Source organism: Desulfitobacterium sp. (assembly GCF_982384815.1).
The window spans coordinates 1-12,324 of record NZ_CEVWNY010000090.1 but is presented as its reverse complement, the minus strand read 5'-3'; the positions used below and the strand labels follow the sequence as shown (position 1 = coordinate 12,324).

At 45.3% G+C, this 12,324-nt stretch carries 9 protein-coding genes and 2 pseudogenes; 10 read left to right on the top strand and 1 reads right to left on the bottom strand.

From position 1 onward, the window contains the following. From AC1U9U_RS12285 to AC1U9U_RS12255, 7 genes and pseudogenes are all read left to right on the top strand, one after another. On the top strand, nt 1-1,167 hold a 1,167-nt coding region (locus AC1U9U_RS12285; protein WP_479960854.1), incomplete at its 5' end, for an FAD-dependent oxidoreductase. Between the two features lie 162 nt (nt 1,168-1,329). After that, nucleotides 1,330-1,614: an Asp-tRNA(Asn)/Glu-tRNA(Gln) amidotransferase subunit GatC gene (gene gatC / locus AC1U9U_RS12280; RefSeq protein WP_479960853.1), complete on the top strand. Its 285-nt coding sequence runs from the start codon at nt 1,330-1,332 to the stop codon at nt 1,612-1,614. A gap of 14 nt (nt 1,615-1,628) precedes the next feature. Continuing rightward, the gene (gatA, locus tag AC1U9U_RS12275) at nt 1,629-3,062 is read left to right on the top strand and encodes an Asp-tRNA(Asn)/Glu-tRNA(Gln) amidotransferase subunit GatA (protein WP_479960852.1); all 1,434 of its coding nucleotides are present in this window, start codon (nt 1,629-1,631) and stop codon (nt 3,060-3,062) included. A gap of 12 nt (nt 3,063-3,074) precedes the next feature. Further along, on the top strand, nt 3,075-4,520 hold the full coding sequence (gene gatB / locus AC1U9U_RS12270; RefSeq protein ID WP_479960851.1) for an Asp-tRNA(Asn)/Glu-tRNA(Gln) amidotransferase subunit GatB: 1,446 nt from the start codon (nt 3,075-3,077) through the stop codon (nt 4,518-4,520). A gap of 418 nt (nt 4,521-4,938) precedes the next feature. Continuing rightward, complete coding sequence (crcB, locus tag AC1U9U_RS12265) at nt 4,939-5,313, top strand: fluoride efflux transporter CrcB (protein ID WP_479960855.1); 375 nt, start codon at nt 4,939-4,941, stop codon at nt 5,311-5,313. 326 nt (nt 5,314-5,639) lie between these two features. Beyond that, nucleotides 5,640-6,204 (top strand): annotated as a pseudogene (locus tag AC1U9U_RS12260) (sigma-70 family RNA polymerase sigma factor). Between the two features lie 3 nt (nt 6,205-6,207). Continuing rightward, nucleotides 6,208-7,356: a DUF4179 domain-containing protein gene (locus tag AC1U9U_RS12255; protein WP_479960850.1), complete on the top strand. Its 1,149-nt coding sequence runs from the start codon at nt 6,208-6,210 to the stop codon at nt 7,354-7,356. A gap of 86 nt (nt 7,357-7,442) precedes the next feature. On the opposite strand, the pseudogene AC1U9U_RS12250 reads toward AC1U9U_RS12255, so the two are convergent. Next, a pseudogene (locus AC1U9U_RS12250) lies at nt 7,443-7,592 on the bottom strand (AAA family ATPase); the annotation flags it as partial. A gap of 488 nt (nt 7,593-8,080) precedes the next feature. Here AC1U9U_RS12250 and AC1U9U_RS12245 point away from each other — a divergent pair. From AC1U9U_RS12245 to AC1U9U_RS12235, 3 genes are all read left to right on the top strand, one after another. Next, entirely contained in the window at nt 8,081-8,866 is a 786-nt protein-coding gene (locus AC1U9U_RS12245; RefSeq protein WP_479960849.1) for an immunoglobulin-like domain-containing protein, read from the top strand. A gap of 83 nt (nt 8,867-8,949) precedes the next feature. Next, nucleotides 8,950-9,903: a helix-turn-helix domain-containing protein gene (locus tag AC1U9U_RS12240; protein ID WP_479960848.1), complete on the top strand. Its 954-nt coding sequence runs from the start codon at nt 8,950-8,952 to the stop codon at nt 9,901-9,903. 289 nt (nt 9,904-10,192) lie between these two features. Then, the coding region (locus tag AC1U9U_RS12235) for a GLUG motif-containing protein (protein WP_479960847.1) at nt 10,193-12,324 on the top strand (2,132 nt) is incomplete at its 3' end.

Below are 12,324 nucleotides of genomic sequence, written 5' to 3'. Positions count from 1 at the left end.
CTTCAAGATAAATATATAGAGGATATAGCGGATGAGGCCAATGTCGCCTCTTCACTCGGTATCAATGCTACATATCTGGAAAAAATACCGCTGCCTTTTGACATTAAGGCCTCTGTACGTTTCGATAATCAGGCGCAATTTCATCCACGCAAATTTTTGTTGGCACTGGCCGATCAAATCACCCGGAACGGAGTTCAGATATTCGAACAAAGCAGGATTGTAGACATCGAGGATGACGGAGAAAATGATGGGTATGTTTTAACCACTGGTAAGGGAACAAAAGTAACAGCCCAAAAGGTTGTTATTGCTTCGCATTACCCATTCTACAACAAACATGGCATGTACTTTACACGAATCTATACAGATCGCTCATATGTCGTAGCTGTCAAAATGAACGAGAAATATCCCGGCGGTATGTATATTACGGCGGAGGAGCCCGCCCGGTCGCTACGCAGCCAAGCCTCTGATCAAGGTGAGTTAGTATTTGTCGGTGGGGAACATCATAAAACCGGACAAGGAGAGGATACAATTAAACATTATAAAACATTAGTTGATTTCGCCAAGCAAACCTTTCCGGTTGAGGATATTCTTTATAGATGGTCTACTCAGGACTGCATGACTTTGGATGGTCTGCCTTATGTGGGACAGTTCACCTCAAACACTCCCCATTTATATATTGCGACCGGCTATGGCAAATGGGGAATGACAAATAGTATGGCCTCTTCAATGATCTTGAGAGATCTGATTGTTTATGAAAAAAGCGCCTGGCAGGATGTTTATAATCCTTCAAGAGAAACGATAGGGGCTTCTGCTAAGAGTTTTGTGGTGCAAAATCTTAATGTGGCAGATATGCTTATTGAAGGCAAACTTTCTCCTCTTCCGAAAGATATTGATATAAAACTGAATGAGGGGAAAATAATTGAAGCCGATGGCCAAAGGGCCGGTGCTTACAGGGATGGACAAGGGACACTACATGTAGTAAACACGACATGTACCCACATGGGGTGTGAATTAAACTGGAATTCCGCCGAGACCTCCTGGGATTGTCCTTGTCATGGCTCAAGATTTACTTATGAAGGTGATATAATAGAAGGGCCGGCACTTAAGCCCTTAGATAGTCGGAATGAAGTAAATACTATTGAGAAGCTTATTAAAGACGATTATTAAGACTAGGAAGACTATAGCTTCACGGTACAAATTTGTATGGACCGGACATGCTGAATGCCGAGTGAATTTTGTTATGCCCAAGAAGGAGTTCTTCCTAATTTGTTGAATTGTGAATATTGGCGAAACCGGGAATGATTTTGCTTTAGTAAAGGAAGTGAACCAATGAAAATTAGCGAAAAAGATATGGAACGATTGGCTCTCATGAGCCGCTTAGAACTGACTGCTGAGGAGAAAACAGCTTACGCAAAGTCTCTTCAGGAAAGCTTATGCTATCTAGACATGTTGAAGGAACCGGATACAGGTGCCGCAGAGCCGGTCGCCCATGTGCTCCCCATAATCAATGTGTTTCGAGAGGACAAGCCCCAAGCCGGTTTGGACAAGAAATTGGTCTTTGCCAATGCTCCGGAAGAAGAAGAAGGAGCTTTTAAAGTACCCCGTATTATATAGACAGGAGGCTTTTCATGGAATTCTATACATTAAAAGTTCACCAGCTTAGTGAACTTCTGGAGAAAAAGGAGGTCAGTAGTCACGAATTAACCCAGGATTATTTGGCCCGAATTAAGCAAATTGACAAAGACCTTCAAGCTTTTGTGACGGTTACAGAGGAAGAGGCTTTAGCTGAGGCTAGGCTTATTGATCAGAAAAGGATGCGGGGGGAAGAGTTATCTTCACTGGCAGGTATTCCAATGGCCGTTCAAGATAATATTTGCACAGCAGGAGTAAAGACTACCTGCGCCTCCAAAATACTTATTAATTATATTCCTCCCGCCGATGCTACAGCTGTTGACCGGTTAAAGAAAGCCGGATCTATATTAGTAGGAAAAACTAATTTGGATGAATTCGGTATGGGTTCTTCCACCGAGAATTCCGCATTCTTTAAGACCAAGAATCCTATTGATTACACAGCGGTACCTGGAGGATCAGGTGGAGGTGCTGCGGCGGCTGTAGCGGCTGGAGAAGCGGCTTTTGCCTTAGGTACAGATACAAGTGGTGATATCCGTCAGCCGGCGGCTTTTTGCGGAGTGGTAGGATTTAAGCCTACTTACGGCTATGTTCCAAGAACCGGCCTGATTTCTTCTGCATCTTCTCTTGATCAGATGGGAGCGTTTTCCCGGGATATGAAAGATATGACTCTGATCCTGAACAAGATCTGCGGCCATGATGTCTATGATTCTACATCTGCTTTGGTAGATGTGCCCGATTTCAAAAAAAATCTGATCAATGATGTTAAAGGCTTAAAAATCGGTTTGCCTAAAGAATATTTTGCTGCGGGTGTGGCACCAAAAGTGGCGGCGAGAATTCAAGAAGCCATCAGTAAACTAGAGGAATTGGGAGCCGGCTGTGTTGAGGTTAGTTTACCCCATGCGGAATACGCTGTAGCAGCCCATTATTCAATTTCCAGTGCCGAAGCCAGCTCTAATTTGGCCCGCTATGACGGAGTGCGGTATGGTCTAAGGGTTGAAGGGGAAGATGTCCTGAACATGTTTATGAAGACCCGGGGACAGGGCTTTGGCACAGAAGTGAAAAGAAGAATTATGCTGGGCACCCATGTGTTGAGTTCTGCCCATTATGATGAGTATTATACCGAGGCGCTTAAGGTTCGGACTCTGAACCAAGAGGATTTTGCTCAAGTTTTTGAAAAGGTAGATTGTCTTTTAACACCTGCCACTCTTACAACTGCTTTTAAATGTGGAGAAATGGCAGAAGATCCCTTGGCTATGTATCGGTCCAAGGTTTGTTTGATACCGGCTAGTCTGGCCGGTTTGCCGGCAATGTCTCTGCCTTTTGGATTAGTCGATGGTATGCCCGTAGGCTTGCAGCTGATCGCCCGTCATTTTGAAGAGAAGATTTTGCTGAGGGTAGGGTATGCTTTGGAGTCTGTGAATAATTATTAATAGGGGGTCAACATGAGTACATATGAAGCAGTTATTGGTTTAGAAGTTCATGTAGAGTTAAAAACCCAGTCCAAGTTGTTTTGTGGATGCTCTACTGAATTCGGCAAAGAGCCCAATACTCAAGTGTGTCCGGTTTGCCTTGGGCTGCCCGGGAGCACAGGGGTTTTAAATAAAAAAGTTGTCGAGCTGGCTACCAAGGCCGGACTTGCTTTAAATTGCGAAATAGGCACCCATACCTGGTTTGACCGTAAAAACTACTATTATCCGGATTTGCCTAAAGGTTATCAGATCTCGCAGGTATTCCGGCCTATTGCCGATAAGGGATATTTGGATATCGAAGTAGATGGTCGGAATAAGCGGATTAATATTACCAGGGCCCATATGGAAGAAGATCCCGGTAAGCTGGTCCATTCAGGCGCATCCATCACAACTTCCCATTCTTCTTGTGTTGACTATAACAGGTCGGGGATACCTCTCATCGAAATCGTCTCGGAACCGGAAATCCGCTCAGGTGCTGAGGCTAAAGCTTATCTCGAGAAGCTCAAGGCCATCTTAGAATACACCGGTGTTTCCGATGTGAAGATGGAGCAGGGTTCTCTACGCTGCGATGCTAATGTCTCGGTGCGGACCGTGGGAACTACTGCATTTGGCACCAAAACCGAGATTAAGAATATGAATTCCTTCCGGGCTGTGCAGCGTGCCATCGAGTATGAAGTGGAAAGGCAGATTGCTCTCATCGAAGATGGGGGGGCGGTGACTCAAGAGACCCGGGGTTGGGATGAGAATAAGGGTATCACCGTATCCATGCGCAATAAGGAAAACCCGGATTACCGATGTTTCATTGATCATGAAATCACTGCTATCGAACTGACACCGGAGTGGATCGAGGGTATGAAAGCCACACTTCCGGAATTGCCCGACGCCCGTAAGAAACGGTTGGTTGAGGAGTATGGGCTGCCGGTTTATGATGCGGTCGTGATTACCAGCTCCCTAGATTTGGCCGATTTCTTTGATGCGGTACTGGTAAAATTCCCCGATGCTAAATTAATCAGCAATTGGATTATGGGGGAGCTTTTACGTCTTTTGAATGCTCATAATATGGAACTGAGTGAGTCTAAGGTTACCCCTGATCGTTTGGCAAAACTCCTTGAGCTGATTAAGAAGGGTACGATCAGCAACAAAATCGGCAAAGAGGTCTTTGAGCTAATGTTTAAGGAAGGCCAAGAACCGGAGCAAATCGTGAAAGAGAAGGGGCTGGTTCAGATCTCTGACGAGGGACAGTTGACCCGGATTCTTTCGGAGATTATTGCCAAGAATCCAAAGTCGGTGGAGGATTTCCAATCCGGTAAGGAACAAGCTATCGGCTTTTTGGTAGGCCAAGTTATGAAGGCCACCAAGGGACAGGCTAACCCAGGTGTAGTAAATGCAATGCTTCGGGAAATGTTAACGAAGCAATAATGATAAAATAAAGAGCCTTGAGGTACATTAATCAGTACAGCTCAAGGCTTTTATATTCGGATAGCACATCAAGAGGTGTAGAACCATCTACCAGCAGATGTCCCGATAGCTAAGATGGTAATTGCGGGATATTTTGAGTAGTCAGGCATTGTAACCGCTATACCCCTTCTATGGTTTGCCCATGCAGCAAAGAATGTTCCCTTTGCAATTATAGGCTTCATTCAATATATTTCTCCTACGTTAAGCCTGCTTCTGGGTATTTTCGCCTACCATGAAGAATTTACTACTGCACATGCGTTGAGTTTTGGCTTCATTTGGATAGCTTTAGGGGGATATTCGATTTCTAGAATCTTTGTTTCCCGGAGAGCAAATCTTAGGGCAGCTCAGTCGGGAAATTAAGAAAATCGAGGTGGAATTAGTGCAAAATCTTATTGCCATAGCCATAGGAGGTGCATTAGGTGCACTTTCACGCTATAGTCTTGGTTTATGGATTGCAAATAAATGGAATCAGAGTTTTCCGCTACATACCTTTATCATCAATATTGCCGGTGCTTTTTTATTCGGGTTTATCAATGTTCTTTTGGTCGAAAAATACTCGCTGAATCCAATCTGGCGTTTGGGGATCGGGGTGGGTTATCTTGGAGCTTTTACGACCTTCTCTACCTTTGGTTATGAGGTCATAACCCTTATTCAGGAGAGGAGCCTTGTTACGGCCATGTCGTATACGCTACTCAGTATTATTATTGGGTTTGCAGGGGTTGCTGTAGGAATAGGTCTTGCAAGAGGTATATAATTTTGGTACGACTAAGAGTAACAATAGTTTGTGAAGCGAAGTTATTTGGGGGAGATTGAAGTATGGCAAAGTACGAAAAGATTATCGATCAGTAAGAAATCAAGATAATGCAGAAGACCGGCCCTATTATTGCGGCTGGTCTTATTTAATTTGTGAAGCAATAATGGGCTGGCGGTGCTTTAGAGAATCTCTTTCTAATTACTGGTATGATGGTAAATAGCCATATTGCTTTGATATAAACCTTATTTTTTAATTTATTTTGAGAAAAGTTTTCTTTTACTTCGTTATATAGAGTGTAAGAGCTTTTACAAGAAAAGGGGGAAACCATGAAGACCAATGACAATTATATAAGGCGCTTGAAAAATAGAGAGGAAGATGCTCTGGAATTTATCATGGACGAATATTTTTCTTTGGTGAAAGGTATTGTCGGTCATGTCTTGCTTCCCATAGGAAGACGGGAGCTGATCGAGGAGTGCACAAGTGATGTTTTCCTTGCCGTTTGGTATAATGCGCAAAAATTTAAGGGGGAAGGGGAGGAGGATTTTCGCAAATGGCTCTGCGCCGTTGCCAAATATAAGGCCATTGATTTTTATCGCCGGGAGAAGAAATGTGTTGAAATTCCTTCTTCCGATCAAGAGAGAATAGACATGTTTCCGCCGGAAGAATCGGCAGAGGAGCGGGTGCTTTCTAAAGAAAACACCAAAGAGATGAAAAAACTCCTTTTCTTCTACTGATCGCAACATATTTATTATGAAATTTCTTTGGGGGATGCCCTCGGAAGAGATATCCAGGAAACTGGGCTTGACGAAATCCGCTGTCGATAACCGGATTTACAGAAGCAAAAAACAACTGATAAAGGGTGTCATGAGTTTGGGAGAAGGGGGAAATTAAACAGTGAAAGATATCTATGAATTCTTTAATGAGATGGATATAGACCTGGGTGAGTTTGAAGAGGCGGAGGTGGATGAATTGGAAAAGTCGAGAGTCAAAAAAAGGGTAAGAGAAAAGATTGCCAAAACCGATCACCCAGGTGGGCAGAAGAAATGGAGAAAAAGTAAGGCTATGGTAGCTGCGGCCGCTGTCATGATAGCGGCTGTGGGAATCTCCGGTTTTGGCCTGGTCTTTCCTGCTTATGCCAGAGAAGTTCCCGTCATCGGCGATATTTTCCGGTTTTTGGATGACGGACGTACCGGTGTCTATGATCTGTATACTGAAAGTGCCCTGGACATCAATATGGTAAAGGCAGATAATGGCATTGAAGTGACATTGAACCAAGGAGTCTATGACGGGAGGACTTTAGCCCTGACTTATACCATAAAAACCGAAGAAGATTTTGGAGAAAGACCGCAATTGCTTAGTGACATCGATGTAAAGTCCACCAGTGGCATTTCCGGTAGTGAGCAGGTAAGAAGGGTCAGCCCCGGCGTCTATGTGGGGCAAAGCAACTATACGTTTTTCAGCGAAGAAGAAGCCCGGGATTCCTTCTCGTTCCGCTGGAGCGTTTCCGGTATAAGGGCAATGGATGAAGGAGCAGGAAGAGAAAACAGGACAAGAGCCTGCAGGCTGAATTACAGCGTGTCTTTAAATACTTTGGCCTATAAAGTGGTAACAATTGAAGAAAATCTGGATAAGTCTCAGGATGTGGCCATTAGCTTAAACCGCCTCTCCATAACCCCCATCAATACCATTTTGTATTACACCGAGACTGCCCCTAACGATCTGTCCAGATCGGTGCAGATGGATTGGGAGATCAAGGACGATTTAGGCAATATCTATGAGTACGAAACAAATGGAGGACATGGCAAAGTCGGTGATAAAATAACGGAAATGGAACATATCATCACTTTTAAACGCCTTGATCCCAAGGCGAAAACTCTGTCGATCACGCCGACCTTGAAACTGGTTCATACCCAAGGCGGCGGTGTAGAAATCGATGCAAACGGCAATGAAACTCAGCTTATCTACGAAGGGTTGCCGGAGGGGGTCGCTGCCGGAGAGTGGAGGATGAAACAGATTACCGTAGACCTCAGCGCCGTGAAATAAAACTATAAATATATATAAAGAGAAAAAGGAAGATCCTGCCCTATTTTTGCGGCTGGTCTTCCTTTTTTTCATTGACTTGGAGGTTTCTAACGATCAAATTCATTTTCGTATCGTTTGAAAAAATCATAGTAGATGCGGACATTTTCCAACTCCGTCCATCGTTTCACATTGACGGGGTTTTTATCAAGATCATAGATTTTGGCTCCCCTCAGGGCAAGGAGAAAGGGGGAATGGGATATTGCCAAAGCGGATCCTTTTATCGCTTCAGGATGTAAATCTTTCGAGATGAGAACATTGGAATCAGCTTATAAAGAAAATAACTATCTATTGGGAGAATAGGGAGAAGGATAAACTACTGTTTAATTTTATGAATAATAAAAGTATAATGAAAACAGGGAGCTCTTTGTGGAGATCGTGAGGCATTTCCCCTATCCGATGCATATATGTGCGCCGGACGGTACCATGCTCTTAGCCAATGAAGCTTTTTTAGAGTTTGCTAGAATAGTGAACCCGGATAAACTTTATAAGAAACATAACATTCTAATGAATCCCGTTCTAGAAAGATGGGGGAAACGGTTTGCCTGTGAAAGAGTCTATAAGCATTACTCTGTGTTATAGTTTTCTTTCCATGCTTATCTTCCTTTAATTATTTGGTTCAGAGAGGGATGGTGGAGCAAGATCATACCACTAACCAGCGTCTAACAAGTTGAGGTGATTTTTTGATATGAAGAAGCATTCTTGTTTGTTATTATGCACAGTGGCTATAGGCTTAACTCTTTTATCGGGATGCGCAAGCTCTGTTGGCAGCTTAAGCGCAGGGACCAATACTATAATCAAAACTGATGCCGATCAATCTCTTGAAGCAACGGACTGGAACCCTACCACCTATGAAATCGTCAACAACTTTGATGGTGTAACTATGGGGGTTAAGGAAGGGACTATGTCTTTAACCGGTTTGACTTTAAGCTTTACCAATAGTTCAGGCAAGCAGTGTATCTACGGTAATTATTTCTTGCTGGAGAAGAAAGTCAACGAAACATGGTATCAGGTTCCGACCATTATTGATAATTACGCATTTAATGATATTGGTTATGGTTTGGCTGCGGATGGGAATGGGGAAAAGAAAGTTGATTGGAGCTGGCTCTATGGGAGGCTGGAGCCTGGTGACTATCGTATCGTGAAGAACATATCGGATTTTCGGGGTACGGGAGATTATGAAACATACTATTTGGCAGCGGAATTTTCAGTTGATGAGGGGACGAAATCAGCTGACTTAGCCCCCATGGTCATGATTAAAGGGAAGCTCTATCAGGATACCGGCAAAGAAAGTGATATCAAAGCAAGATGTGGAGTCATGGATGGAGAAATAACGTCAACAGTAGAGCCTTTTGAAAAACCTACTCAAGATAATCAATCTAATTTTGGTAGTGAGTATGGCTACCAGTTTGTTGATGAACGCAGTGTCGATATCTTTATGAATGAAAAATGGCTTAGATTTGAACTTTTGTAATCTGAATTGTTTGCTAATTCTTGCAATATACTAAATACAGCAGTATATTAATGGTAAGGATTAACCTTTAGGCGGTGTGAGGCATGGACTATATGACCGTAAAGGAAGCCGGGGAAAAATGGGGACTTGGCAGCAGGATTGTGACACTGTACTGTGCCGAGGGCAAAATAATCGGTGCCGTAAAAAAAGGCAATTTGTGGCTCATTCCCCAGAATGCCGTTAAACCAGAGGACAGAAGGCGAAAGCAAAGCCGTATCTCAAGCGAATCTCAACAAAGACAACATAATAAAGAATGGCCATTTGACTCTTTGTATGAAAACAAGGAACTGTTTGTGGAAATTGTGAAAAAATTCCCCTTCCCGATGCACATCTGTGCCCCGGACGGTACCATGCTCCTGGCCAATGATGAGTATTTAAAGTTCGCTAAAATATCGAAGCCGGAAAGAGTTTTTAAAAAACATAATATTATGCTTAATCCTCACCTGGAAAGGTGGGGGATAAAGGACTTTGTATTGCGGGCATTTCAGGGGGAAGCCGTTCATGCCTACGATGTTAAAGTACCTTATCAGGAGATCATCGAGCGGTTGGCAGATGATAAGGGGGTAGTTCACGAAAGCCTGTTCCACAACATGACTGCTCTGCCTATACGCGATAGCAACAATCAGTTGTTGTTTATTGTGTTTATATTCATCACCTCCAGGTCTTATCGGGACAGGGAAGAAATTATAAAGGGCAAGGAATACATAGATGACCACTGGAAAGAGGAATTTGACATCGATAAGCTGGCGGGCATCGTGCACATGAGCAGATATCATTATTCTCGTTTGTATAAACAGCATACAGGCATGACACCTTATAGCTACTACCAGGAAGTAAAGATTGGTAAGCTTAAGGAAAGGCTGTGCGACAGCAATCTGTCCCTGGTTCAGGCCTTTGCCGAATGCGGCGTGGATTACAACGGGAAATTCGCCAGGATATTTAAACAAAAAGTTGGCATGCCTCCTGCCCAATACCGAAAGATGATCCTTAAAAATTAGAAAGATACAAAAAAGACTTCCGCTAACCATTGGCTGGTTACGGAGGTCTTTTTCATTAGAGCAATAGTTTACGGAAATTGAGCATCGGTTCAATAGTTTGCTGCTAAAGCTTTTTTCTATAATTAAACTGCGGTGAATACTCGGAAAGGAGGTGTGCAGCCCTTATTATTGAAGACGCAGGCCAAATCACTCACGGCACCTTAAGGGTTGCCCAATTGCCTGTGACGGCCTGGCAGGCGCTATTGGAATTTTAAAGATGTGCAAAGTTTTAGAGAAAAGAGGGTTCATCGTGAAAAAGAAAACAGTTTCTCAAATACTGTCACTGTTGCTGATCTTTACGCTTGTATTGGGTGGTACCCCAGTGGCGCAGATACCCGTATATGCAGCGGAGGAACTCGCACAGGTCGGCGGCGATCAGGTGCCGCCTTCAGTCATCGGTGAGATTGTCGCCTTTGCGGAACTGGCACCGGAAATTGCGGCACAGACGGTACCCCCCGGCACAGATGAATCCGAACTAAACTTGCCGGATACGCTGGCGGTGACAGTGCACCTGACATCGACCGAACAAGATGCTGACTCAGTTATAGATCCTGTATATACCTCCGCGGTTACAGGTTCGGCATTTATCGTGGCTAATCAAGAGGAACAGAATCAAGTACAGGACGGGCAGGAGGGTACCGGTGAAACAAACGCCTCAGAGCCGGTAACCATGGATATCCTCGTTCCCGTGACTTGGACATCTTCCCCGAAATATGATGGCGATACCGCGGGTGTGTACACCTTCACCGCTGCAACCGCGGACTATACTCTGAGTGCCGAGCCGCCCGTGATTACCGTTACGGTGGCGGAAGCGGCCCGCGGAGTAATCACCGATTTTACTGAACTTGAGGAGGACGTCCGCTGGCAGAATACCACAGAACCGATGCTGCCCGAAACGGTGCGAGGCACGGTGGAGGGAACTGCCACCGCCATCCCGGTAATCTGGCAGGCCGATCACGACTATGATGCCGGTGCCCCTCAACCGGGGCTGTATGTCTTCACTGCCCAGGCAGGCGAAGGCTACACCCTTGCAGGCGGCGTGGAAGCGCCCCGGATCACGGTGTTCATTCCCGAAACGGCCAGTCGCTTTGCGCCTTTCCGCATGGGAGGCGGCGGTACGGCCGGCAGTCCGCTGGAAATTACGACTGCTGCCCAACTGGCGGAGATTGCCGTGCTGGTCAATGCGGGACGGCTGGAGAGCTTTCTGCTCAATGACGCTAAAGCTAAGGTATCCCTGAAGCTGAAGAACGACCTCGACCTCTCCGCATACGGTCAAGGCTACAACGGCGGCAAGGGCTGGAAGCCGATCGGCACGGCAGACAAGCCGTTCAAGGGGAGCTTTAACGGCAATGGCATGATTATCAGCGGATTATACATCAACGACAACACCCGTGATTACGTTGGCTTGTTCGGCATAGCCGAATCAGCTACGATGAAAAAACTAAACCTGACGGCGGTCAGTATCCATGCGGAAACCTATCTCGGTGGTATTGCCGGTTGTGCATACTATAGCGAGATTGAAAACTGCCGGGTTAGCGGCTCATTCAGCGGCACCAATTACATCGGCGGCATTGCGGGTGATATTGGCACATACAGTAAGGTGCAAAACTGCTACACCACCAGCAGCATCAGCGGTACAAATTTCATCGGCGGCGTAGCGGGGATAATTGGGTTCGGGAGTACGGTGCAAAACTGTTACGCTACCGGTAATATCAATGGTGCAAATAACATCGGCGGTATAGTGGGAGAAGACAACGGTACTGTGCAAAACTGCGTCGCACTGAATCCTAACGTAGAGGGAACCAAAGATTGCGGGCGCGTAGTGGGGAGCCATAGTAGCGGCTACGTCATCGCTAACGCTGCCTTTAGCGGCATGACGGTGATGGTTGGCGGTAGCAAGAAAACTCCGTCTAGCTTTGCCAATGGTATTGACGGCGAAGATATGACCGCCACTGCCATCAAAGCGGATGGTACCATCGGCGGCCGCTTCACTACCGCTAATGGCTGGGAAGTCGAAAACGGCAAGCTGCCCGGATTCGGATTGTCGGTAGATATGCCGGACTATATCACGGGCGGTACTGACCTCAACTTCCTCGGTGCGGGCACGGTGGAAAGCCCCTACCTAATCGGCACAGCGGAAAAGCTTGCCAAGCTGGCGGAGCTTGTGAACGCGGGAAACACAAGCTATAATGCAAAATATTACAAACTTATTGCCGACATCGACCTCTCCAACTACGGCGTGTCCAACACCGACTTTAATAGCGGCAAGGGTTGGGTGCCGATTGGAAATAACATAAATAAATTTATGGGCAGCTTTGACGGCAACGGCAAAACTATTACCAGACTGTATATCGATGATATCGGACGGGATTATGTAGGGCT

Bases quoted from the DNA above. Each gene is read 5' to 3' on its own strand.
- gatA (WP_479960852.1), top strand. From the start codon at position 1,629: ATGGAATTCTATACATTAAAAGTTCACCAGCTTAGTGAACTTCTGGAG.
- gatB (WP_479960851.1), top strand. From the start codon at position 3,075: ATGAGTACATATGAAGCAGTTATTGGTTTAGAAGTTCATGTAGAGTTA.
- gatC (WP_479960853.1), top strand. From the start codon at position 1,330: ATGAAAATTAGCGAAAAAGATATGGAACGATTGGCTCTCATGAGCCGC.
- AC1U9U_RS12240 (WP_479960848.1), top strand. From the start codon at position 8,950: ATGGACTATATGACCGTAAAGGAAGCCGGGGAAAAATGGGGACTTGGC.
- AC1U9U_RS12245 (WP_479960849.1), top strand. From the start codon at position 8,081: ATGAAGAAGCATTCTTGTTTGTTATTATGCACAGTGGCTATAGGCTTA.